Origin of the sequence: Sphingomonas sp. (genome assembly GCF_035555815.1) — a bacterium.
In the GTDB taxonomy this organism is placed as follows: domain Bacteria; phylum Pseudomonadota; class Alphaproteobacteria; order Sphingomonadales; family Sphingomonadaceae; genus Sphingomonas.
In genome coordinates, this window is the sequence record NZ_DATMGG010000199.1 from 1 (window position 1) to 21876 (window position 21876).

General features: G+C 67.3%; 23 protein-coding genes. 11 read left to right on the top strand and 12 right to left on the bottom strand.

Annotation, left to right across the window (positions count from 1 at the left end):
• From VNR91_RS11745 to VNR91_RS11755, 3 genes are all read left to right on the top strand, one after another.
• Nucleotides 1-248, top strand: a 248-nt coding sequence (locus VNR91_RS11745) for a 2-oxo acid dehydrogenase subunit E2 (RefSeq protein WP_325490960.1), incomplete at its 5' end; no start/stop codon positions are given.
• A 116-nt stretch (nucleotides 249-364) separates the two neighbouring features.
• Entirely contained in the window at nucleotides 365-1762 is a 1398-nt protein-coding gene (gene lpdA, locus VNR91_RS11750; RefSeq protein WP_325490961.1) for a dihydrolipoyl dehydrogenase, read from the top strand.
• A gap of 118 nt (nucleotides 1763-1880) precedes the next feature.
• Complete coding sequence (locus tag VNR91_RS11755) at nucleotides 1881-2801, top strand: hypothetical protein (RefSeq protein ID WP_325490962.1); 921 nt, start codon at nucleotides 1881-1883, stop codon at nucleotides 2799-2801.
• A 130-nt stretch (nucleotides 2802-2931) separates the two neighbouring features.
• Here VNR91_RS11755 and VNR91_RS11760 read toward each other — a convergent pair whose 3' ends face one another.
• Complete coding sequence (locus VNR91_RS11760) at nucleotides 2932-3318, bottom strand: hypothetical protein (protein WP_325490963.1); 387 nt, start codon at nucleotides 3316-3318, stop codon at nucleotides 2932-2934.
• Between the two features lie 88 nt (nucleotides 3319-3406).
• Here VNR91_RS11760 and VNR91_RS11765 point away from each other — a divergent pair, with 88 nt between their 5' ends.
• On the top strand, nucleotides 3407-4039 hold the full coding sequence (locus tag VNR91_RS11765; RefSeq protein WP_325490964.1) for a trimeric intracellular cation channel family protein: 633 nt from the start codon (nucleotides 3407-3409) through the stop codon (nucleotides 4037-4039).
• A gap of 180 nt (nucleotides 4040-4219) precedes the next feature.
• Here the strand turns inward: VNR91_RS11765 and VNR91_RS11770 are convergent, their stop codons facing one another.
• From VNR91_RS11770 to VNR91_RS11780, 3 genes are all read right to left on the bottom strand, one after another.
• Nucleotides 4220-4780: a GNAT family N-acetyltransferase gene (locus VNR91_RS11770; protein WP_325490965.1), complete on the bottom strand. Its 561-nt coding sequence runs from the start codon at nucleotides 4778-4780 to the stop codon at nucleotides 4220-4222.
• Nucleotides 4777-6657 (bottom strand): signal peptide peptidase SppA, encoded by a 1881-nt coding sequence (gene sppA, locus VNR91_RS11775; RefSeq protein ID WP_325490966.1) that lies wholly within the window; start codon nucleotides 6655-6657, stop codon nucleotides 4777-4779. Before sppA ends, VNR91_RS11770 begins: the two co-directional genes overlap by 4 nt.
• Before the next feature lie 188 nt (nucleotides 6658-6845).
• On the bottom strand, nucleotides 6846-7391 hold the full coding sequence (locus VNR91_RS11780) for a hypothetical protein (protein ID WP_325490967.1): 546 nt from the start codon (nucleotides 7389-7391) through the stop codon (nucleotides 6846-6848).
• A gap of 353 nt (nucleotides 7392-7744) precedes the next feature.
• On the opposite strand from VNR91_RS11780, the gene groES reads away from it, so the two are divergent.
• Together groES and groL are read left to right on the top strand one after the other, a co-directional pair.
• A complete protein-coding gene (gene groES, locus VNR91_RS11785; protein ID WP_325490968.1) occupies nucleotides 7745-8032 on the top strand; it encodes a co-chaperone GroES in 288 nt (95 codons plus the stop codon).
• A 91-nt stretch (nucleotides 8033-8123) separates the two neighbouring features.
• Nucleotides 8124-9767 (top strand): chaperonin GroEL, encoded by a 1644-nt coding sequence (gene groL, locus VNR91_RS11790; RefSeq protein ID WP_325490969.1) that lies wholly within the window; start codon nucleotides 8124-8126, stop codon nucleotides 9765-9767.
• A gap of 162 nt (nucleotides 9768-9929) precedes the next feature.
• On the opposite strand, the gene VNR91_RS11795 is transcribed toward groL, so the two are convergent.
• From VNR91_RS11795 to VNR91_RS11810, 4 genes are all read right to left on the bottom strand, one after another.
• Complete coding sequence (locus VNR91_RS11795; RefSeq protein ID WP_325490970.1) at nucleotides 9930-10541, bottom strand: aspartyl/asparaginyl beta-hydroxylase domain-containing protein; 612 nt, start codon at nucleotides 10539-10541, stop codon at nucleotides 9930-9932.
• Between the two features lie 9 nt (nucleotides 10542-10550).
• Nucleotides 10551-11267: a hypothetical protein gene (locus tag VNR91_RS11800; RefSeq protein ID WP_325490971.1), complete on the bottom strand. Its 717-nt coding sequence runs from the start codon at nucleotides 11265-11267 to the stop codon at nucleotides 10551-10553.
• Between the two features lie 4 nt (nucleotides 11268-11271).
• Nucleotides 11272-12501, bottom strand: coding sequence for a toxic anion resistance protein (locus tag VNR91_RS11805; RefSeq protein WP_325490972.1), 1230 nt, complete (start codon nucleotides 12499-12501; stop codon nucleotides 11272-11274).
• 73 nt (nucleotides 12502-12574) lie between these two features.
• Nucleotides 12575-12913, bottom strand: a complete 339-nt coding sequence (locus VNR91_RS11810) for a hypothetical protein (RefSeq protein WP_325490973.1) — start codon at nucleotides 12911-12913, stop codon at nucleotides 12575-12577.
• A gap of 122 nt (nucleotides 12914-13035) precedes the next feature.
• Between VNR91_RS11810 and typA the strand changes: the two genes are divergently transcribed.
• The 3 genes from typA (at nucleotide 13036) to VNR91_RS11825 (ending at nucleotide 16500) form a co-directional block, all read left to right on the top strand.
• Nucleotides 13036-14859: a translational GTPase TypA gene (typA, locus tag VNR91_RS11815; RefSeq protein ID WP_325490974.1), complete on the top strand. Its 1824-nt coding sequence runs from the start codon at nucleotides 13036-13038 to the stop codon at nucleotides 14857-14859.
• A gap of 74 nt (nucleotides 14860-14933) precedes the next feature.
• Complete coding sequence (locus VNR91_RS11820) at nucleotides 14934-15455, top strand: hypothetical protein (RefSeq protein ID WP_325490975.1); 522 nt, start codon at nucleotides 14934-14936, stop codon at nucleotides 15453-15455.
• 163 nt (nucleotides 15456-15618) lie between these two features.
• Nucleotides 15619-16500 (top strand): phosphatase PAP2 family protein, encoded by an 882-nt coding sequence (locus VNR91_RS11825; RefSeq protein ID WP_325490976.1) that lies wholly within the window; start codon nucleotides 15619-15621, stop codon nucleotides 16498-16500.
• Here the strand turns inward: VNR91_RS11825 and VNR91_RS11830 are convergent.
• Nucleotides 16445-16846 carry an EVE domain-containing protein gene (locus VNR91_RS11830; RefSeq protein ID WP_325490977.1) on the bottom strand — a complete coding sequence of 134 codons (402 nt, stop codon included), beginning with the start codon at nucleotides 16844-16846 and terminating at the stop codon, nucleotides 16445-16447. The genes VNR91_RS11825 and VNR91_RS11830 overlap by 56 nt on opposite strands.
• A gap of 139 nt (nucleotides 16847-16985) precedes the next feature.
• On the opposite strand from VNR91_RS11830, the gene VNR91_RS11835 reads away from it, so the two are divergent.
• Both VNR91_RS11835 and VNR91_RS11840 read left to right on the top strand, forming a co-directional pair.
• Nucleotides 16986-17369 carry a hypothetical protein gene (locus tag VNR91_RS11835; protein ID WP_325490978.1) on the top strand — a complete coding sequence of 128 codons (384 nt, stop codon included), beginning with the start codon at nucleotides 16986-16988 and terminating at the stop codon, nucleotides 17367-17369.
• An 84-nt stretch (nucleotides 17370-17453) separates the two neighbouring features.
• A complete protein-coding gene (locus VNR91_RS11840; RefSeq protein WP_325490979.1) occupies nucleotides 17454-17720 on the top strand; it encodes a DUF3297 family protein in 267 nt (88 codons plus the stop codon).
• Between the two features lie 74 nt (nucleotides 17721-17794).
• Here the strand turns inward: VNR91_RS11840 and VNR91_RS11845 are convergent, their stop codons facing one another.
• The 3 genes from VNR91_RS11845 to VNR91_RS11855 form a co-directional block, all read right to left on the bottom strand.
• Nucleotides 17795-18595: a LytR/AlgR family response regulator transcription factor gene (locus VNR91_RS11845; RefSeq protein ID WP_325490980.1), complete on the bottom strand. Its 801-nt coding sequence runs from the start codon at nucleotides 18593-18595 to the stop codon at nucleotides 17795-17797.
• A 118-nt stretch (nucleotides 18596-18713) separates the two neighbouring features.
• Nucleotides 18714-19814 (bottom strand): sensor histidine kinase, encoded by a 1101-nt coding sequence (locus VNR91_RS11850; protein ID WP_325490981.1) that lies wholly within the window; start codon nucleotides 19812-19814, stop codon nucleotides 18714-18716.
• Nucleotides 19815-19915: 101 nt separating this feature from the next.
• The coding region (locus VNR91_RS11855; RefSeq protein WP_325490982.1) for a TonB-dependent receptor domain-containing protein at nucleotides 19916-21876 on the bottom strand (1961 nt) is incomplete at its 5' end.

Genomic DNA, 21876 nt, shown 5'->3' on the forward strand with positions numbered 1-21876 from the left:
CGAACGGCGGTGTGTTCGGCGGCCTGATGTCGACCCCGATCATCAACCCGCCGCAGTCGGCGGTGCTCGGCCTCCACCGCATCGAGGACCGCCCGGTGGTCCGCGACGGCCAGATCGTGATCCGGCCGATGATGTATCTCGCGCTCAGCTACGACCACCGCCTGGTCGACGGGCGCGAGGCGGTGACCTTCCTGGTCGCGCTCAAGAACGCGATCGAGGATCCGACGCGCATCCTGATCGACCTGTAAGTTACATCGCGGATACCCATCTTCCGTTCGTGCTGAGCTTGTCGAAGCACCGTCCTTCACCGGGCGCGGAAGAGCAAAACGGCCCTTCGACAAGCTCGGGGCGAACGGAGTGAGAGATGGCCGAGTTTGATTATGACGTCCTCGTGATCGGTGCCGGCCCGGGCGGCTATGTCGCGGCGATCCGCGCGGCGCAGCTCGGCCTGCGCACCGCCTGCGCCGAAAGCCGTGAGACGCTGGGCGGCACCTGCCTCAACGTCGGCTGCATCCCGTCGAAGGCGATGCTGCACGCGTCCGAATATTTCGATCACGCCGCCAACGGCAGCTTCGCCAAGCTGGGGATCAAGGTCACGCCCGAGTTGGACCTCGACGCGATGCACGGCCAGCGCAAGGACGCGGTCAAGCAGCTGACCGGCGGCATCGAATTCCTGTTCAAGAAGAACAAGGTGACGTGGCTGAAGGGCCGCGCCGCGTTCGAGGACGCCCACACCGTCACCGTCGGCGGCGAAAAGGTCACCGCGAAGAACATCGTCATCGCCACCGGATCGTCGGTGACGCCGCTGCCGGGCGTCGAGATCGATAACGCCAAGGGTATCGTGGTCGATTCGACCGGCGCGCTGGAACTGGCGAAGGTCCCCGATCATCTGGTGGTGATCGGCGGCGGCGTGATCGGGCTGGAGCTGGGCAGCGTGTGGCGCCGGCTCGGGGCCAAGGTCACCTGCGTCGAATTCCTCGACCAGATCCTGCCCGGCTTCGACGGCGACGTCCGCAAGGAAGCCAACAAGATCTTCAAGAAGCAGGGCATCGAATTCAAGTTGTCGACCAAGGTCACCGGCGTGGCGGTCAATGGCGACAAGGCGACGCTGACGGTCGAGCCGGCCGCGGGCGGCGCGGCGGAGACGATCGAGGCCGACGCGGTGCTGGTGTCGATCGGGCGCCGTCCCAACGTCGACGGGCTGGCGCTGGACAAGGCCGGCCTGACCCTCAACGCGCGCGGCCAGATCGAGACCGACCACAGCTTCCGCACCGCGGTCGACGGCGTGTGGGCGATCGGCGACGTCATCCCCGGCCCGATGCTGGCGCACAAGGCCGAGGACGAGGGCATCGCGGTGGCGGAGAACATCGCCGGGCTGACTGGCATCGTGAACCACGATGTCATCCCCAGCGTGGTCTACACCTGGCCCGAGATCGCGGGCGTCGGCCTGACCGAGGAAGCGGCCAAGGCGAAGGGCGAGGTCAAGGTCGGCAAGTTCCCGATGATGGCCAATTCGCGCGCCAAGACCAATCACGAGCCCGACGGCTTCGTGAAGGTGATCGCCGACGCCAAGTCCGATCGCGTGCTGGGCGTGTGGATCATCGCGGTGCCCGCCGGCACGATGATCGCGCAGGCGGCGCAGGCGATGGAATTCGGCGCGACCAGTGAGGATATCGCCTACACCTGCCACGCCCACCCGACGCACAGCGAGGCGATCAAGGAAGCGGCGATGGCGGTGACGGGCAAGCCGATCCACATCTGACGTCATGTCGATTGGAACGGGCGCGCGCGTGCGGTTCGTCGCGCGCGGCGCCCGCTTCGCGACTTCGTCGTGCGCCGCCCCGCGACGTGCGATAGGGTGGCGGGGCAGGAGTCAGCCAGTGTCACCAATCCCCGTCCCGATCTTCATGCTGGCGGCGCTGGCGGTCGCCGCGCCGCTATCCGCGCAGGATCAGCCGCCGCCGCCGCGCGACGGTCAGGATATCGTCGTCACCGGCCAGGCCGAATCAAAGGCGCGGGAAGCGGCGGTGCGCGGCCTGACCACCGCGATCACCACGCGCAGCGATGGACAGGTCGCGCGCTTTTCCGATCCGGTGTGCGCCGCCAGCGTCGGGTTCGAGCCGCAATATGACCGGATCGTCGTCGAACGGATCACCGCCGCCGCGCGCGATGCCGGGATCGCGGTCGACAAGCCCGGCTGCGCGCCCAACCTGACCGTGGTGATGGTCGACAACGGTCAGGCGGTGCTCAAGGCGCTGTACAAGGCGCGTCCGGGGACGTTTTCCGCAATCGGCACTGCCGAACGCAAGCGATTGCTGGCCGATTCCGGTCCGGTCCACGTCCTGACGCTCTCCGAGTTGCGCGACCGCGACGGCGAGCGGGTCGGGTCGGTGTCCGATCCGTCGGGGCGCGGCGCCAATCCGATGCCGATGCTGCTGGTCCACAGCGTGTCGATCATCAACCCGTCGACGCGGCAGGACATCGCCGGATCGGTGGTGCTGATCGATCGCGCGGCGGCGATGGGCAAGACGCTGCGCCAGTTGGGCGACTATGCCGCGATGCGCGCGCTGGCGCGGACCCGCGACGCCGGCAGCGGCGACAACACCATCCTCAAGCTGTTCGGAACCGATGCCGCCGCCGCGCCGGCCGAACTGACCAGCTTCGACCGTGCCTATCTGCGCGGGCTCTACCGGGGGCCGGCGACTCGCAGCTATCTGGGCGCGGTGAGCAGCATCGCCAGCAGCATCAACCGCACCGGCGCCCCCGACGCCGTGGCGGAGCCGGTGCCGACGCCGGAATAAATCCTCCGATACGTCATCCCGCCACCGGGCGGACGCCAAAGCCGCGTCGCACGGACGTGGGGTCTTTTCGGATTTCGTCCGACCCGACCCGATCGATCCCCGACTCGCGCCGGGACGGCGGCTGCTTCCCCTACGAAATCAGCCACGCCAGCGCGGAGTCGCGGTCGGCGAACACGCCGATGTCGTCGCGCGACTGGCGCAGGCGCTGCAGCTGCAATCGGGCCAGCGTCGACGGGGTGAAATAGGCGACCCGCCGTGCCCATAGCGGGCGAACCCTGGGATCGGCGAAGGTGCGCTGGAGCAGTTCGATCGTCTCGCCGGGCGCGATATTGGCCTCGCTGACGTCGTACAGCGACAGATGCTGCCCGGCGCCGTTGCCCAGCGATACGATGGCCGCACGGACCGCCTCCCCGGCTTCGCGGGCGACCTCCGGCGTGAAGTAGCCTGTGAACTTCGCCTCGATCAGATTATGGACCGGGTCGATGCGGATGCTGTGCACGCTGTCCTCCAAACTCATCCGTGGCATATCGGGCAAAACCCCTGACAAAGCGTTGCCGGCGCGGCTTATTTGACGCGGCTCGTCGGCCCGTTACATCGCTTGGTCGATGACCGTCGCACTCACCCCCGGCCTTGGCCCGATCCTGCCCTGGCTCGACCTGTTCGGCATCGCCGTGTTCGCCGCCACCGGCGCGCTGGCGGCGGCGGGGCGGGCGCAGACCCTGGTCACCGTCACCTTCTTTGCGCTGGTCACCGGGGTCGGCGGCGGCAGCGTGCGCGACCTGCTGATCGGCGCGCCGGTGTTCTGGGTCCATGATCCGCTGCTGGCGGCGGTGTGCCTGGGCGTCGCGCTGCTGATCTGGGTGACGCCGCAGCATTGGTGGTCGGGCGCGGCGCTCGACTGGCTCGATGCCGCCGGGCTGGCGGCCTATGCGGTGTTCGGCGCGGCCAAGGCGCTCGGCTTCGGCATCCCGCCGGTGCCGGCGGCGCTGATGGGGGTGGTGACCGCCTGCGTCGGCGGGATCATCCGCGACGTGCTGGCCGGGGAACCGTCGATCCTGATGCGGCCCGAACTCTACGTCACCGCCGCCGCGCTGGCGGCCGGGCTGTACGTCGTGCTCCACCTGGCCGGGGTGCCGTCGCCGATCGCCGCTCCGATCGCCGCCGCCGCCGGCTTCGCCCTGCGCGCCGCCGCGATCTACTGGCGGCTGGGCCTGCCGGCCTATCGCGGGCGGCGGTAGAAGAAGCAGTTTGTTCGCGCGGAGGCGCGGAGGTGTTTCGCCCCTGGCCCCGTCTCGCGTCAGCGAGACCATCGAATCCATGGCAAGCGGCGTTCTTTCAGGCCGCTGGCGCTGCCGACGGCACGGCAGGCGACATCTCTCCGCGCCTCCGCGCCTCCGCGCGAACAAACTTCCTCTTCTTCAGACCCGCACCACTCCCACTTCGCTGAACGGGCGCGGCTCGACCGGGGGGATCTGACCTTCGTTCAGCTCGCACTGCCAGAAACCGACGTCGACCCAGCGGCCCTGCTTGAAGCCGATCTCGCGGTACATGCCGGTGCGGCGGAATCCGACCGCCTCGTGCGTGCGGATCACCTGATCGTTGGGGAGGGAGACCACCGCCACCGCCTGGGTAAAGCCCTGCTGGCGCAGCGTGTCGACCAGCGCCTCGTACAGCAGCCGCCCCACGCCCTGGCCGGCCATCGCCCCGGCGACATAATAGGACGTCTCGACCGCATAACGATACGCCGGCCGGTCGCGCCATTGCCCGGCATAGGCATAGGCGAGCACGCCGTGATCGTTCTCCCCATTGGTCGCGACCAGCCACGGATAGAGTCCGCCGGACGCCTCCATCCGCGCGCGCATCGTGTCGGCGTCGGGCGGATCGGTCTCGAACGACACCGTGCCGCCCAGCACATAGGGCGCATAGATCGCGGCGATCGCGGCGGCATCCTCGGGCCGCGCGGCGCGGATCGCGATCATTGGAACAACCGCGCGAACAGCATGTCGGCCAGCTTCCGGTCGGCGGCGCTCGGCCGGGGCGGCGCATAGGCGGCGCATTCCAGGCACAGCACCTGCACCGACGGGCCGGTCGCGATCCGCCGCGCGTCGCCGATCGCCTGGGCGAACACCGCGCGGCGCTGGGCGGACAGCCGGGCGAGCGCGTCGCCGGCCGGCGCGCCGGCATCGTCTTCGTCATTGCTCATCAGCGAAGCCGCCAGTCGCGAGGTCCATTTGGGTTCCTTTTCCAGAAAGACGGGATGGACCTTGGCCGGGTCGAGTTTGGCGCGCCGCGCCGCCTCCGCCACGGCATCGTCGAGCGTGCCGAACCGGTCGACCAGCTTCAACTGATGCGCGGTCCCGCCGTCCCACACCCGGCCCTGGCCGATCTCGTTGACTCGCTCGGGCGTCAGCCTGCGCGCTTCGGAGACGCGGGCGATGAAGCGGCGATAGCCGTTCTCGATGCTCGATTGCAGCACCGCGTCGAGCTGGGGCGAGGTGCCGCGATAGACGTCGGGCTGGCCGGTCAGCGGCGTGGTGGCGACGCCGTCGGCGGTGACGCCAATCTTGGCCAGCGCGTTCTCGAACGTCGGCAGGATGCCAAAGATGCCGATCGATCCGGTGATGGTGTTGGGCTCGGCAAAGATCGTGTCGCCGGCCGTCGCCACCCAATAGCCGCCCGACGCCGCCAGTCCGCCCATCGACACGACCACCGGCAGACCCTGCGCCTTGGCCTGGAGCACCGCCTGGCGGATCTGCTCGCTGGCCAGCGCCGATCCGCCCGGCGAATCGACCCGCACCACCAATGCCTTGAGCTTCTTCTTGGCCAGCCCGTCGAGCAGCAGCTTCGATATCGTCGCGCCGCCCGCCGTGCCGGCGCTGGCCTTGCCGTCGACGATCTCTCCGGCGACGGTGATCACGCCGATCGCGTCGCCGGAGGTCGAGGCCGGATTGGCCGCCAGCCAGTCGGCCAGCTTGATCGCGCGATAGCTGCCCGCCGCCTTGTCGTCGCCCGCGCCGGCAATCTCCGCCACGCGCTTGCCGAACGCGACGCGGTCGCCCAGCTTGTCGACCAGCCCCGCCGCCAGATTGGCCTGCGCGATGTCGCCGTTGGCGGCGACCACCACCTTGTCGGGCTGCGCCAGGAAATCGGCGAGCTTCGCCTTGGGCCGCGCCTTGGCGACATTGTCCTGCCACTGGCTGAAGATCGTGCCGTACAGCGCCTGGTTAGCGGCGCGCGCCGGCTCGGACTGGCCGGTCAGCGTATAGGGCTCGACCGCCGACTTGAACTGGCCGACGCGATAGACGTGGACGTTGACGCCCAGCTTGTCGATCAGCCCCTTGTAGTAGAGCTGCGATCCGCCGGGGCCGGAAAACAGCGTGCCGCCCATCGGGTCGACCCACACCTCGCTGGCGTTGGCGGCGATCAGGTAGCTGCTGTCGAGATAGCCGGTGGCATAGGCCAGCACCGGCTTGCCGCTGGCGCGCACCCGGCCGACCGCGGCGGCGACCTCTGCCACCGCGGCGGGATAGCCGCCGGCGAAGCGATCGAGATCGAGCACCACCGCCTTGACCCGGTTGTCGCCCTTGGCGCTGTCGAGCGCGCGGATCACGTCGCGCAGCCGTACCTCGCCGGTGACGCCGCCGCCGCCCAGGCTGGCGAGCGGATCGACCTCCTGCGGCTGTTCGACCAGCCGGCCCTCCAGCGCCACCACCAGCGCGCCGTCGCGGATCGCCTTGGGCGCGGGCCGCGCGTTGAGAAGGGCGAACAGGCCCCCGAAGAACAGCAACAGGAAGACCAGGACGAGCGCGTCCTTGATCCCGACCAGCAGTTTCCACGCACCTCGAACCAGCTTCACTGACACATCCCTCTGCGGAATCGGTGCGGCGACGCTAAAGCAAGGGCGGCGAGGGGGCAATTGGCGGAAATACGCGGATAAAAATGCGGAAAAAGGACGCGGCGCGCGGGGGATGGCCGAGGGAGGGCCCCGCGCGCCGCGCCCGCCTCAGTCGCCGGCGGGGGTGGCCGGGACGAAGGGGGACCGGCTTACTTGCCGAACGGCTTGGGCAGCGTGATCTTCAGCGGCAGGTTCGACAGGCCGGGGATGCCGGTCCACGTCGGCACCGCCACGCCCAGCGCGCCGACCGTGACGTCGACGACGTTGCCGCCGGTCAACACGTTGACGCCGACCTGCCGGGTGATCCCGGGATCGCTGCCGGCGACGTTGACGCCCACCACCGCATTGCCGTCGTTGGGCGCGGTCACCGAGGCGCCCCCCGCCGTGACCGTCGCCACGTCGGCCAGCTGGGTGGTGCCCGCCTTGGTCAGGCTGTTGACCGCGACGTTGACCAGCGGGCCGCCGGTCAGCGCGTCGACCGTGGCCAGCACGCCTTCGCGCTTGCTGGTCTGGCCGAGGTTGATCGCGGTGGCGGGGCCGGTCGGGGAATGGCCGGTGTGAAAGCTGCCGGCGTCGACCGAGACGATGCTGGCGGGATTGGGCAGCGCCGGGGCGGTCTGCGCGGCGGCGGTGCCGGCGGTCAGGGCGGCGGCCACGGCGGCGCCGGCCAGCGCCATTCTGGGGGAAATGGGCATCGGTGACGATTCCTCTCATGCCGACGGACCACGCGCCCGTCTGGTGCCCAGGGGAGCCGAAAAGCGTGAATCCTCCCTTGCGCTTTGCTCCGCCGATGCCGCCGCTTCGGCGCGGATCATCGCGGCGCTAACCATCGTGATCCGCCCGCCCGCCCGCTTCGTCGGGCCGGTGGCGCTGGCACCGTTCCGGCGCAGTCTCGTGGCGGGTCGGCGACGGGCGAACTTTATTCGCGGGCGGATCGGCGCGCCGCCCTTGACGAGGTGTCACCCCCGCCACATATGCCGGCCGTTGGCACTCGACTTGTGCGAGTGCCAAGTCCAACCATCACGTCACTAAACAAGGGATGACGCGCATGAACTTCCGTCCGCTGCACGATCGCGTGCTTGTTCGCCGGGTCGAGGCTGATGAAAAGACCGCCGGTGGGATCATCATCCCCGACACCGCCAAGGAAAAGCCGCAGGAAGGCGAAGTCGTCGCCGCCGGTGCCGGCGCCAAGGCCGAGGACGGCAAGGTGACCCCGCTCGACGTCAAGGCCGGCGACAAGATCCTGTTCGGCAAGTGGTCGGGCACCGAGGTCAAGGTCAACGGCGAAGATCTGCTGATCATGAAGGAATCGGACATCCTCGGCATCGTCGAGTGATGGCCGGGTCACCGCCGCGCGCCGACGCGCGCGAGGTGTGACCTTAGTGTGACTTTCGAACCAACCGCATCAATTTGAAAGGGTAGCCACCATGGCAGCCAAGGACGTAAAATTCAGCCGCGACGCGCGTGAGCGCATCCTCAAGGGCGTCGATATCCTCGCCGACGCCGTCAAGGTCACGCTGGGGCCGAAGGGCCGCAACGTCGTCATCGACAAGAGCTTCGGCGCGCCGCGTATCACCAAGGACGGCGTCACCGTCGCCAAGGAGATCGAGCTGAAGGACAAGTTCGAGAACATGGGCGCGCAGATGCTGCGCGAAGTGGCCTCGAAGACCAACGACAACGCCGGTGACGGCACCACCACCGCCACCGTGCTCGCCCAGGCGATCGTGCGTGAGGGCATGAAGTCGGTCGCCGCCGGCATGAACCCGATGGACCTGAAGCGCGGGATCGACCTAGCCGTCGCCAAGGTGATCGACGACATCAAGAGCCGCTCGAAGCCGGTGTCCGGCTCGAACGAGATCGCCCAGGTCGGCATCATCTCGGCCAACGGCGACACCGTCGTCGGTGAGAAGATCGCCGAGGCGATGGAGAAGGTCGGCAAGGAAGGCGTCATCACCGTCGAGGAGGCCAAGGGCCTCGAATTCGAGCTGGACGTCGTCGAGGGCATGCAGTTCGACCGCGGCTATCTGTCGCCCTACTTCATCACCAACCCGGAAAAGATGACGGTCGAGCTCGCCGATCCGTACATCCTGATCCACGAGAAGAAGCTGTCGAACCTGCAGGCGATCCTGCCGATCCTCGAAGCCGTGGTGCAGAGCGGCCGTCCGCTCCTCATCATCGCCGAGGACATCGAGGGTGAGGCGCTGGCCACGCTGGTGGTCAACAAGCTGCGCGGCGGCCTGAAGGTCGCGGCCGTCAAGGCACCGGGCTTCGGCGATCGCCGCAAGGCGATGCTCGAGGACATCGCGATCCTGACCAAGGGCGAAGTGATCTCCGAGGATCTCGGCATCAAGCTCGAGAACGTGACGCTCGGCATGCTCGGCACCGCCAAGCGCGTGTCGATCGACAAGGACAACACCACCATCGTCGATGGGGCCGGTGAGGCCGACGCGATCAAGGGCCGCACCGAGGCGATCCGTGCGCAGATCGAGAACACCACCAGCGACTATGACCGTGAGAAGCTCCAGGAGCGTCTGGCGAAGCTGGCCGGTGGCGTCGCCGTGATCAAGGTCGGCGGTGCGTCCGAAGTCGAGGTCAAGGAGCGCAAGGACCGCGTCGACGACGCGCTGCACGCGACCCGCGCGGCCGTCGAGGAAGGCATCGTTCCGGGCGGCGGCACCGCGCTGCTCTATGCCACCAAGGCGATCGAGGGCCTGACCGGCGCCAACGACGACCAGACGCGCGGCATCGACATCGTCCGTCGCTCGCTGTCGGCGCTGGTGCGTCAGATCGCCACCAACGCCGGCCATGACGGCGCGGTGGTGTCGGGCAAGCTGCTCGAGGGCAACGATCCGACCCAGGGCTTCAACGCCCAGACCGAGAAGTACGAGAACCTGGTCGAGGCCGGTGTGATCGATCCGACCAAGGTGGTCCGCACCGCGCTCCAGAACGCGGCGTCGGTCGCCGGCCTGCTCATCACCACCGAAGCGGCGGTGAGCGAGCTGCCGGAAGACAAGCCGGCGATGCCGATGGGCGGCGGCGGCATGGGCGGCATGGGCGGCATGGATTTCTGATCCAGTCCGTCCGGCCACCAGCCGGAAAGGAAACGGGCCGGGAGAGCGATCTCCCGGCCCTTTTTCGTGCTTGAACGGCGTGCCGTAAATATGACCCGTTCGTGCTGAGCTTGTCGAAGCACCGTCCTTTCTTTCGAAAAAGAAGAGCGGCCTTCGACAGGCTCAGGGCGAACGGAAAGGGGCCTCCAGCATCCGCAGCAGCCACGCATTGACGTCGACGTCGATCACCAGATGGACGCGGTCGCTGGCGCCGTCGTTGGTAACCGCGTGCGGGTCGGACAGGCGCAGATACCAGCAGCTCCCCGGTGTCATCGTCACCGGCACGCCGTTGAGCAGGAAGCGGACGTCGGCGTTGGTGCGGATCGGCACGTGCAGCCGCGCCATCCCGCTCTCGGCATCCAGCCGAACATCGCTATGCTCGAGGATGCGCGATCCGGCGGCGAGCCGCATCAGCCGGACGACTCGCAGCGGACAGCGAAAGCTGTCGAGCACCGCGCGGAACGCCGGCGCATCGTCGAGCAGCGCGGTATCGACGAAGGCGGTCGCGCCGGGATCGGGATAGACCAGCCGAATCGGATGGGTCTCCCCGGCGGGCGCGCGCAGCGGCAGCATGTCCCACCGCCCGTCGTAATTCTCCCGCACCACGTGCCGCGTCCACTCACGTGCCTCGATCCGGTTGAGGTCGGCGTCGAGCGCGGCGGCGTCGAACGTGAAGGGCAACGCCACCCGATCGGGAAACCGCCATTCCGGCGCTGGGTCGGCGAAGAGGGTCATCCGGTCACGTCAGGCCGGCCCACCCTGATCGTCGTCGCGGTAGCGGATCTGGAGATAGCGTTCGCGGGTCGACAGCTGGTCGAGGTCGCCTTGCGCCAGTTGCTGGCTCATCTCGCCGATCTCCGCCTCGATCGTCCGCAGCCCGTCGACCAGTTGCTGGTCGGGGGTGCGGCCATTGCGCGGGGTGGTGCGCAGCGGTTCGGGGACGCGGCTATAGCCCTTGATCAGCTCGGGCAATTGCTCGCCGACCAGCTTGCGGACCTCGGCGGCGGCGGGCTCGTTCTCGTTGAGCGTGGCGAGCTGCGGCGCCAGCGTCTCCAGCCGCGTCCCGATGGTGTCGAGCAGAGTCAACGCGGGGGCGGGCAGCGCCGGGCGCTGCGCATCCAGCCACGCCTCGGTCTGGCGCGGCAGGGCCTTGAGCGGCACCTGTCCCAGTCGTTCGGGCGCCGGCGTCCGCGTTGCCGGCATCAGTGCGAATACCAGCGTCGCGGCGATCAGCAGCGCCATCACCGCCAGCGCGCCGAACATGCCCAGCGGCACGAACAGCCCGATCGCCACCGCCGCGACGATGACCGCGGCATCGGCGGCGAGCACGCGCCCGACGCGGGTGACGATCTCCGCCTCGCGCCGCTTGCGCGATCGGGTGGCCACCGCGCCGCCATAGCCGGCGCGGGTGCGGTCGAGCACTTCCTGGCTGCGGAACACGACGTCGTCGACTTCGGACACGGGTTTAGAGCGCCTCCAGCTTGAAGGTGTCGGCACCGCCGCCCGGCCCAGAAAGCTGCGCCTGCGCCTGTCCCTCGGCACGCGCGATATAGCCCTTAGACTTCTCGACCTCGTTCGACAGGGTGGTGACCGTGGTCTTCATCGAATCGAGCGCCTTGAGCTTGAAGGTGTCGATCGCGTCCATCGTATCATAGATGTTCTGGAACGCGCGCTGGAGCACCTCGACCGGCACCGATGAGCTGGCCGCCTGTTCATGGATCGCGGCGGTGTTCGACTTGAGCAGCTTGCCGGTCGAATCGATGATGTTGGCGGTGGTGGTGTTGAGCGCGGTCACCTGTTCCAGCACCAGCTTCTGGTTGGTCAGCGCCTGTGCGACGGTGACGGCGGTGCGCAGCGCGGAGACGGTGGTGGTGCTGGCGCGATCGACGCCCTTCACCAGCTCGACATTGTTCTTCTTGACCAGATCGAGCGCCAGATAGCCCTGCACCGTCACCGCCATCTGGGTCAGCAGGTCCTGGGTGCGCTGGCGGGTGTAGAACAGCGCGGTCTCGCGAATCGCCTTGGCCTTGGCCGGATCGCTGTGGTCGAGGTCGTTGGCCTTGTCCTCCAGCTTCTGGTCCATCGTCCGCGACAGCAGGATCATCTGCTCCATCCGGCCCATCGCCGCCCACAGATTCTGCCGCTCGACGTCGATCGCGGCGTTGTCCATCAGCAGCTCGTCCTTGCCCGAGGCGAGCGCCTTCAGGATCGCGGCGATGTGCGACTGCGACGAACGGTATTTGTCGAAATAGCCGCTCAGCCCCCCGCCGCCGAAGATCTTGCTGAGGAATCCGCCGCTGCCGGTCAGGAACTTGCCGTTGTTGCCGGGATCGAGCTCCTCGATCGTGCGGCGCAGCTTGACCAGATCGGCGCCGATGCCGGTGTCCGAATCCATCGCCTTGACCGGGCGGTCGAGGAAGCGGTTGGACTGGCCCGCCGCTTCCCGAATCTCCTTTTGCCCCATCGCGGTGATCGCATCGATGCGCTTGCCGAATTCGGGCGAATTGACGTCCTGGGCGACCAGATCGGTGATGAAGGTATCGACGCGCTCCTCCAGCTTGGATCGCGTGCCATCATCGACCGGCACCAGCCCCGCCGATTTCTCCGGCGCGACGGTGGGGACGGGATCGGGTGGGGTAAGAACGAGATCCTGCTCGGCGGTGGCGGTCTCGGTGGTGGGCGGATTGGTCGCCATGGTGATCTCCTGCCGGGTGGTTACTCAATGGAGCCTGGCCGGCGCGCGTTCAAGGTCGATCGGCACCGGCAGGTCAGTCGCTGCCGACCTTTTGGTGACGGATGATGGTGGTGCCGACGGTGATTTCCTTCAGGTCGCACTTTGCCGGGTCGGCCTCGACATCGCTGACGCAGAAACGCGCGCCGGGCATCACCCCCTCGATCGTCGCGCTCGATCCGACCTTGGCCGTGCCGCGCGCCAGCACCGCACCGACGACGATGCCGTGGCATTCGCCCGAACTCGACTGGTGGCACGCCATGGTCAGCGCGCCGGTATCGCCGGACAGCGTCACCTCGGCCTTGACCGAATGCTGCTGGTCGCCGCACCCGGCAAGCGCGGTCGCCAACGCCAGCCACACCCATGATTTCACCACCTGACATCCTCCTGGTGATATAGATATGTAACACACGCCGTCGATTGCCAAGGGCGTGGGCTTCCCGCGACGCAGCATTTGCGCTAGGGGCGCGCAACATTCACGCGAAATCGGAACACTCTATGCGCCTTCGGAACGTGGCTATCATCGCCCACGTCGATCACGGCAAGACCACGCTCGTCGATCAGCTCTTTCGCCAGTCCGGCACTTTCCGGGACAATCAGCGCGTCGAGGAACGCGCGATGGACTCGAACGACCTCGAAAAGGAACGAGGGATCACCATCCTCGCCAAGCCCACCTCGATCGAGTGGGAAGGCACGCGGATCAACATCGTCGATACACCCGGCCACGCCGATTTCGGCGGTGAGGTGGAGCGAATCCTGTCGATGGTCGACGGCGTCGTCCTGCTGGTCGATTCGTCCGAAGGGGCGATGCCGCAGACCAAGTTCGTGACCGGCAAGGCGCTGGCGCTGGGCCTGCGTCCGATCGTGGTGGTCAACAAGATCGACCGCCCGGACGAGCGCATCCAGGAAGTGCTGGACGAGGTGTTCGACCTGTTCGTGTCGCTCGACGCGAGCGACGAACAGCTCGATTTTCCCGTGCTCTACGCCTCCGGCCGCAACGGCTATGCCAATGAGGATCCGACGCTGCGCGAGGGTACGCTGCGTCCGCTCTTCCAGAAGATCGTCGACCATGTCCCGCCGCCGTCGCTCGACGAGAACGCGCCGTTCAGCTTCCTGGTGACGCTGCTCGACCGTGACAATTTCCTTGGCCGTATCCTGACCGGCCGAGTCAATTCGGGCGTGGTCAAGGTCAACCAGCCGATTCATGCGCTGGATCAGAACGGCAACGTGATCGAGACGGGCCGCGCGTCGAAGCTGATGAGCTTTCGCGGGCTGGAGCGCGTGCCGGTCGACGAGGCGCGCGCGGGCGACATCATCTCGATGGCGGGCCTGACCGTCGCCACGGTGGCGAACACCATCGCCGACACGTCGGTGACCGAGGCGATCCAGGCGCAGCCGATCGATCCGCCGACGCTGTCGATGCGCTTTGCCGTCAACGATTCGCCGATGGCCGGTCGCGACGGATCGAAGGTCACGTCGCGCATGATTCGCGACCGGCTGGAGCGCGAGGCCGAATCGAACGTCGCGATCAAGGTCACCGAGAGCGAGGACAAGGACAGCTTCGAAGTTGCCGGGCGCGGCGAGCTTCAGCTCGGCGTGCTGATCGAGACGATGCGCCGCGAGGGCTTCGAACTCGGCATCAGCCGTCCGCGCGTGCTGTTCCGCGAGGACGAGAACGGCAACCGCACCGAGCCGTACGAGACCGTCGTGATCGACGTCGACGACGAGCATTCGGGCACGGTCGTCGACAAGATGAACCAGCGCAAGGGCGAGATGACCGACATGCGCCCGTCGGGCGGCGGCAAGACGCGCATCACGTTCTCCGCCCCGTCGCGCGGCCTGATCGGCTATCATGGCGAGTTCCTGTCCGACACGCGCGGCACCGGCATCATGAACCGGCTGTTCGAGAAGTACGGGCCGCACAAGGGCGCGATCGAAGGCCGCAAGAACGGCGTGCTGATCTCCAACGGATCGGGTGAGGCCAACAGCTATGCGCTCGGACCGCTGGAAGAGCGCGGCATCCTGTTCGTCGGCCATGGCGAGCCGCTGTACGAAGGCATGATCGTCGGTGAGAACGCCAAGACGGATGACCTCGAGGTCAATCCGATGAAGGCGAAGCAGCTCACCAACTTCCGCGCGTCCGGCGGCAAGGACGACGCCGTCCGCCTGACCCCGCCGAAGAAGATGACGCTGGAACAGGCGATCGCCTATATCGACGACGACGAGATGGTCGAGGTGACGCCGAAGAAGATCCGGCTGCGCAAGCGCCACCTCGATCCGCACGAGCGCAAGCGTGCGTCGCGAGCCAAGCAGGCGGCCTGACCCCGCTTTTCCGCTTTCGGTGAACGGGTGGCCGTGCTTAGTTCGGCCGGTCGTTCACCGGGGCGGGACAACCCATGTTGATCGCTGTGCTGCTGGTGCTTGCCGGCGTTCAGGACGCCACCGTCGCCCAACCGGCGGTGGCAAGCGACGGTACGCAGCGCTGGTCGATCCTGGCTGATCCTTGCGCTTCGCCTGGCAACGGCGATGACATCGTGGTGTGCGGGCGGGGCATCCCGGAAGCGCGGCTGCCGCTTCCCGCCGAGCGCGGGCCGCCCGACCGGCCGATGCCGAGCAATCCGAACCTGACCGGCATGGGGGCGCTCGCCGCCGCCGCACCGCCGTGCGCAGCCGCGATCGGCGGGTGCACGGTCGGCGTCGACGTGTTCGGCGGGGCGGCCTTTCTGGTCCGCGCCGCCGGCAAGATCATCGACCCCGATAGCTGCTGCGACCGGCCGGGGGAGGCGACCGATCCGGTGATGCTGGTCAACGATATCGGTGCGGCGCTGAAGCGCGGGCGCCACAAAAAGTCCGACACATCGAACCGCGTGCCGATTCCGCTCGACGATCCAGCGCCGGCTACGGCCCGGGCACCCTGAACGGCGACGGCCGCTCGTCCGCTCGCGGCCGCCGCGGGACGATATGGTCAACGCGATGTTAACCCGGCTCTGCAAAGCCGGTGCGATGCGACGCGTTCATCGATGGCCGGGCCTGGAGTCCACGCGCGCGATCGTCTGGCTGGGGATGGTGGTCGCGGCCGGCATGACGATTTCCGCCTGCTGGTCCGCCGGGTTCCGCCTGAGCGCCGGAACCTATCCGCTTGCCGGCGCCCTCGCCGTCGGGGCGGCGATCTGCCTGCTGCGGCCGCCGGCGTCGTTCGGACGCAACGCCGGGCTGATGGCGATGCTCGAAGGGATATTGCTGTTCGTCGTGACGGGGATGCTGGGCGCGCTGCTCAGCTATGTCGCGATGCGCTTCTCCGGTCCCTTCACCGACGACCTGCTCGACCGGATGGACCGGGCGCTGGGGCTCGGCTGGCCCGCGATCCGCGCCGCCGTGGTGGCGCGTCCATGGCTGGAGGGGTTGCTGACGACCGCGTATTTCGCCTGTTTCTGGATGCCGCTGGCGATCGTCGTGATCCTGTGGCGCATCGGGCGGATCGATCGCATCTACCCCTGGCTGCTCGCCAACGGGATCGCGCTGGCGATGACGCTGGCGGTGTCGGCGTTCTTTCCGGCGCGCGCCGCCTTCGCCTTCTACGGCGATCCCGCGCCGCCGGTGAACGCGCTCCAGTTCGGCGGGGCGATCGACGCGCTGCGCGCCGGATCGTTGCGCGATATCGACCTCGCCAATCTGGGCGGAATCATCACCTTTCCGAGTTTTCACGCCGCGATGGCGGTGCTGTTCGTCTGGGCGGCGTGGCCGGCGCGGCGGCTCCGGGTTCCCTGCGTGGCGATCAACCTGGCGATGTGGGCCGCCGCCGTTCCGATCGGCGGCCACTATGTCGTCGATCTGATCGCCGGATCGCTGATCGCGATCGCGGCGATCATGCTGGTGGCGGCGGGGGAGCGCGGCGGCCGGCGCGGGTTCAGCCGTTCGCCATTTCCAGCAGCACCGCCCATTCCTCGTCCCGGACCGGCGTGACCGACAGGCGCGACAGGCGTAGCATCTCCAGCCCCTTGAGGCGCGGCTCGGCCTTCATCTCGGCAAGCGTGACCGGGTGGGCGAGCGGCGCGACCGCCTTGACCGCGACGCTGGCCCAGGCGCCGTCGTCGCCATCGGGCCGCCATGCGCGCGTCACCTCCATGATGCCGACCGCCGCCTTCTGCTTGCCCGAATGGTAGAAGAACGCCTGATCGCCCGGCGCCATCTGGCGCAGGAAGATGCGCGCGGTGGCGTTGCGCACCCCGTCCCACTCGGTCGCGCCGTCGCGGATCAGGTCGTCCCAGCCATAGGTTTCGGGTTCCGATCGCATGAGCCAATGGGCCATCTGGGACAATCCTCCTCGCTGAACCTGTGGTAAACGCCGCATTTCGGGCGAGTTCAGATGCGCCCTGCTAATCCACTCGGCAAGCTCGGTCGACATTGGTGTTTCGTCAGTCGGGCGTGCCTGCATGAGGAGGATCGACATGGCTAATTTCTTGACCAAGGCGACGCTCGGCATCGCGCTCGGGGCCAGCGCCGTCGTTGCGACGGCCACCCCGGCGGAGGCGCAGCGTTACAATCGCGGCTATCGCCACCATGACTCGACTGGTCCGGCGGTGGTTGCCGGCATCGCCGGGCTGGCGATCGGCGCGGCGATCGCGTCGAACGGCAACCGCCGCTACGACGACCGCGGCTATTACGACCGGGGCTATTACCGGGGCGGCTACCGTGACGGATATTACCGCGATCGCGGTTATTACAACGACGGCTATTACGCGCGGCGCGGCTACCGCGGCGGCTATAGCTGCCGCGTACGCAGTGTCTATGACCCGTACCAGCACCGTCGGGTCCGCGTCCGCTATTGCTGACGCCGGATGCGAGCAGGGGAAAGGCGGCGCGACCGGTTCGCGCCGCCTTTTCTTTTGCGCGGCGCTGGGGCAGGAGCGGGCGCCATGACCGACACACCTCCCGATCGTCTCTCGACCAATCCGCGCAGCCCCCATTTCGATCAGGCGCTGCTGAGCCGTGGCATTGGCATCCGCTTCAAGGGCGTGCAGCGGCGCGATGTCGAGGAATATTCGATCTCCGAGAGCTGGATTCGCGTCCAGCTCGGCAAAAAGACCGATCGCCACGGCCAGCCGCTGACGATCAAGCTGACCGGCGAGGTCGAAGCGTGGTTCGAGAGCCCGGCCGACGGCGAAGAGCCGGCCGAAGGCTGATCAGCCGACCCCGCCGGTCATCAGGCGCAGGCCCGGATGACAGGCGGCGGTGAGACCGGATCCGCGACGGGCGGTCAGTGGACGAAGCGCGCCACCACGTCGCGATAGCTGCGGCTGACCTTCACCTGCCCGCCCGATTCGAGCACCAGGAAACACTCGCCGTTGGTGTGCGGCTTGACCTGACGCACCAGGTCGAGGTTGACGATCGTCGAGCGGTGGACTCGCTGGAAGCGGCGGGGATCGAGCCGCTTCTCCAGATCCTTCATCGTCTGGCGCAGGATCAGCGTGTTGTCGCCGGTCTTGATGCACATATAGTCGCCCGCCGCCTCGACCACCTCGATCGAATCGACGTCGACGCGGAAGATCTTGCCGCGATCCTTGATGTTGATCAGCTTCTCGAAACGACTGGATGCCGGCTGGTCGTCGCCATCGCCCAGGTTGCCGGCGGCGTCGGGGGCGACCTCGGCCAGCACCTCCTTCAGCTTCTCGACCTCCTCGACGCCGCGCCGCTCGGACAGGCGCTGGCGGATGCGGTCCAGCGTGTCGGCCAGCCGCGCCTCCTCGACCGGCTTCATCAGGTAATCGACCGCCTGCGCGTCGAACGCGCGGATCGCGTGGTCGGAATAGGCGGTGACGAACACGAACAGCGGCGGCTCGACCTCCATCAGCCCCTGGACGACCGAAAAGCCGTCGAATCCGGGCATCTGGATGTCGAGGAACACCAGATCGGGCTTGTGGGTCTTGATCGAGCTGATCGCCTCGCGGCCGTTGCTGCATTTGTCGACGATCTCGACGTCGTCGAATTCCTGAAGCCTCAGTTCAAGGCCCTGGATCGCCAGGGGCTCGTCGTCGACGAGGATGGTGCGGATGGTCATGCTGCCTCACTCAATGAAAAGATCGTGTCTGTCTGTGCCCCCACCCTGAACCGGATCGCGCCCGCCCGTCCGCTGCCGTTTCCCGTCGGCAGGGGGATGGCGGGTGGCGTCCGCTGCGTCATGCTGCCTCTCGTACTGGTTCCTCGACCTGAAATGGGAATTCGATCTCGACGCGAAAGCCCTTGCCCGGGGCCGATCGCGTTTCGAACCGGTGGTCGGGCCCATATGCCTGCGCCAGCCGGTCCCTGATATTGGCGAGCCCGACCCCGGTTGAAAGGCTTGGCCGCGGTTTGGCGGCGATCAATCCCGGTCCGGTGTCCGATACGGTGATCTGCACCCGATCGCCGTTGAGTCGAGCGACGACGGCGATATCGGCGCCCTCTTCCTGCGGGGTGACGGCGTATTTGATCGCGTTCTCGACCAGCGGCTGGAGCAGCAGCGACGGCAGTCGCGCCTTCTCCACGCGTGGCTCGACGGTGAATTCGGTGCGCAGCCGGCTCTCGAACCGCATCTTCTCGATCTCCAGATACAGCTTCAGCGTCTCCACTTCCTGCGCGACCGTGACATGCGCGGTCGGTTCGTTGGCCAGGGTGTAACGCAGGAACGCCGACAAACGGCTCAACATCGCATTGGCCCGTTCGGTCTGCTTGAGTAGCACCAGCGTCGAGATCGAGTTGAGCGTGTTGAACAGGAAGTGCGGATTGAGCTGATAGCGCAGCATCGCCAGCTGCGCCGAGCTGGCCTGCGTCTCCAGCGCCTGCATCTCGTCGATCTGCTGTTCGACGATCAGGTAGAAGTTGATGCCGAAATAGAGCGCCGACCAGCCTGCCAGCACGGTGAAGTTGAGGAAGAAGGTCGCGCCGACCAGCGGCAGCGTGATCCCCAGTTCGGCATTGGGGCGGACGAACGAATAGGTGAAGGCGTCGATCACCGCATAGGTGATGGTGGCGCCCCCCAGCGTCAGCAGCGTCAGCACGATGCCGGGCACGCGCGGCAGGCGACGGTAATAGCCGTACAGCGTCGAGAGCAGCAGCGTGATGCAATAGCCGGCGATCGATTCGACGATGACGACGATCATGCTTTCGAACGAGATCGCGTTCGAGATGTTGGCGACGGTGCGCAGCAGCAGATAGCCGGTCCAGCCCGCCGCCTGGAGCATCCAGAAGGCCCGGCTCTTGTCCTCGAAGAACGGGCGGGAAAAGATCGCTGGTTTCACCATTCGGCGTTTAGCGGGGTTGGCGAGGCTGGGCAAAGCCCCAAGAAAAAGGCCGCCGCCCCCCGGGGGGACGACGGCCTGATCATTCAGACGATGATCGCGGATCAGAAGCCGACCACGACCGAACCCATGAAGGTGCGCGGATAACCGAGCTGGGCGTTCGGCGCCGAGCCGTAGTTGGTGATCGCGCCGGTGGTGGCGTTGTAGGTCGGTCCCTGGTTCAGGTTGGCGGTGAAGCCGCCGACATACTTCTCGTTGAACGCGTTGAGCAGGTTGAACTGGAAATAGGTCTGGTCGTTCAGACCGGCCCAGTCGAGGCCCACGCGGGCGTTGAAGTCGACCAGCGTATAGGCCGGAGCCTTGGCACCGAAGATCTCCTTCACCACCGGGCTGCCGTTGACGGTCAGCTGCTGACGCACCGGCTCGTTGGTGTCGTAGATGTAGCGCGGGCCGGTCCGCTTGGCATTCACGCCGAGCGAGAAGAACGCCAGGTCGAGCGTGGCGCCACCGCCGAAGGTGTAGACCGGCGCGCCGGCTTCACGCTTGCCGGCGGTCGGGGCGTAGATCGCCGTGCCGCCCGAGGTACGGCCGACCACGACGTCGTCCTGGATCTCCGAGTGGAGATACGAACCGAAGCCGTACAGGCTGAACTCGTGGATCGGGCGGTAGGACACGCTGCCGTCGAAGCCGTACTTCTTCACGCGGCCCAGGTTGCGGTAGATCGACTTCTCGAGGTCCGGGTCATAGGACGATGCCAGACGATCGTGATAGTCGGTGTACCACGCGCCGATCTGCGCCTGGATCTTCGACGAGCTGTAGCGGAAGCCGACGTCGAAATTGTCGGTCTTTTCCGGCTTCGGGCGCGCCTGCGCCGTGTCGAACGAGAAGAAGAACGAGTTGTACAGGTTGTCGGTGCCCGGCACCTGGATGCCCTGCGAATAGTTGGCGAAGATGCTCGCCTGGGGCGTGAACTTGAAGGTGATGCCGACGTCCGGCGTCGCCTTCTTGTAGTTCAGGATGCGCTGCTGCGGACCCTGGGTCGCCTGTGCCGGCTGGCCGGGGATGGCGTTCACGGTCGGATTGGCGGCCAGATAGGCTGCCAGGCCCGCATCGTTGGTGCCGTAGCACTCGACGAAGCCGGCGGCACTCGACGTCGCGCAATAGTTGGTCAGGTTGCGCTTCATGAACTTCATCGCGACACCGGCGCGCAGCACCAGCTTCTCGTCGAAGAACTCGCCGCGATATTCGGCCGAAACCTGATGCAGGATCGCATAGGACAGGCGGTCGCGCTTCTGGAGCACGTTGCCACCGACATCGGTCAGCGGATCGGTGATCGGGAAGACGTACTGCGGCTTGCCGTTGGGCAGCAGGATGCCGACTTCGCCGGTCTGACGGTGACGGGCGCGGTCGTAGGTGTAGTTCAGGCGGACGGTCTGCGTGTCGCTCATCTCATAGCGCAGGCCGGTGATCACGCCGATGCGGCGGGTGCCGGTCTGGCTGGGGGCCAGCATACGCACGGTATCGAGCAGATCGCCGTCGCCGTTCAGGTCGCGGCCGAAATAGGGCGTGCCGGCGATGTAGCCGTACTGGCAGCTCACGCCAGCGCCGCTCGGCGTGGTGTTGCAGTTGGCGGTGCCGCCGGTCGGGTCGACGTCGCGCAGGCCTTCCTGCGCCACGACGGTGCCGCCGCCGTTCGCCTGGACCCACTGATAGCTGGGGTCGAAGGTGAAGACGAGCTGGTCGGACAGGGTGAAGCGCGACGAGCCGCGGATGTTGCCGGTCTTCGACGGGTTGTAACGCTCGTCGAAGGTCGAACCACAGCTGTTGGCGAGATCGGCGACACCGGCGCGGGCGACCTGATTGGTCTGGCACAGCGGGATGGTGTAGCGCGCTTCCTCGTCACCGACCGGGAAGCGGTTGGCGGAGCCAGAGCCGACGGTGCGCGGCGTCGAGTTGACCACCTGGTTCGGCGCGGTGCCGCTCACCGTGTCGACGGTCAGGTCCTGACGCAGCGGCAGCGAGCCCTGGAAGTTGTTGCGGTTGACGTTGTAGTGCGCCGCGACCG

What these genes read in the sequence shown, in the direction of transcription:
- lpdA (WP_325490961.1), top strand. Translation starts at nt 365, where the DNA reads ATGGCCGAGTTTGATTATGACGTCCTCGTGATCGGTGCCGGCCCGGGC.
- VNR91_RS11760 (WP_325490963.1), bottom strand. Translation starts at nt 3,318, where the DNA reads ATGAGTTTGGAGGACAGCGTGCACAGCATCCGCATCGACCCGGTCCAT.
- VNR91_RS11765 (WP_325490964.1), top strand. Translation starts at nt 3,407, where the DNA reads ATGACCGTCGCACTCACCCCCGGCCTTGGCCCGATCCTGCCCTGGCTC.
- VNR91_RS11770 (WP_325490965.1), bottom strand. Translation starts at nt 4,780, where the DNA reads ATGATCGCGATCCGCGCCGCGCGGCCCGAGGATGCCGCCGCGATCGCC.
- VNR91_RS11780 (WP_325490967.1), bottom strand. Translation starts at nt 7,391, where the DNA reads ATGCCCATTTCCCCCAGAATGGCGCTGGCCGGCGCCGCCGTGGCCGCC.
- groES (WP_325490968.1), top strand. Translation starts at nt 7,745, where the DNA reads ATGAACTTCCGTCCGCTGCACGATCGCGTGCTTGTTCGCCGGGTCGAG.
- groL (WP_325490969.1), top strand. Translation starts at nt 8,124, where the DNA reads ATGGCAGCCAAGGACGTAAAATTCAGCCGCGACGCGCGTGAGCGCATC.
- VNR91_RS11795 (WP_325490970.1), bottom strand. Translation starts at nt 10,541, where the DNA reads ATGACCCTCTTCGCCGACCCAGCGCCGGAATGGCGGTTTCCCGATCGG.
- VNR91_RS11805 (WP_325490972.1), bottom strand. Translation starts at nt 12,501, where the DNA reads ATGGCGACCAATCCGCCCACCACCGAGACCGCCACCGCCGAGCAGGAT.
- typA (WP_325490974.1), top strand. Translation starts at nt 13,036, where the DNA reads ATGCGCCTTCGGAACGTGGCTATCATCGCCCACGTCGATCACGGCAAG.
- VNR91_RS11820 (WP_325490975.1), top strand. Translation starts at nt 14,934, where the DNA reads ATGTTGATCGCTGTGCTGCTGGTGCTTGCCGGCGTTCAGGACGCCACC.
- VNR91_RS11825 (WP_325490976.1), top strand. Translation starts at nt 15,619, where the DNA reads ATGACGATTTCCGCCTGCTGGTCCGCCGGGTTCCGCCTGAGCGCCGGA.
- VNR91_RS11830 (WP_325490977.1), bottom strand. Translation starts at nt 16,846, where the DNA reads ATGGCCCATTGGCTCATGCGATCGGAACCCGAAACCTATGGCTGGGAC.
- VNR91_RS11835 (WP_325490978.1), top strand. Translation starts at nt 16,986, where the DNA reads ATGGCTAATTTCTTGACCAAGGCGACGCTCGGCATCGCGCTCGGGGCC.
- VNR91_RS11840 (WP_325490979.1), top strand. Translation starts at nt 17,454, where the DNA reads ATGACCGACACACCTCCCGATCGTCTCTCGACCAATCCGCGCAGCCCC.
- VNR91_RS11845 (WP_325490980.1), bottom strand. Translation starts at nt 18,595, where the DNA reads ATGACCATCCGCACCATCCTCGTCGACGACGAGCCCCTGGCGATCCAG.
- VNR91_RS11850 (WP_325490981.1), bottom strand. Translation starts at nt 19,814, where the DNA reads ATGGTGAAACCAGCGATCTTTTCCCGCCCGTTCTTCGAGGACAAGAGC.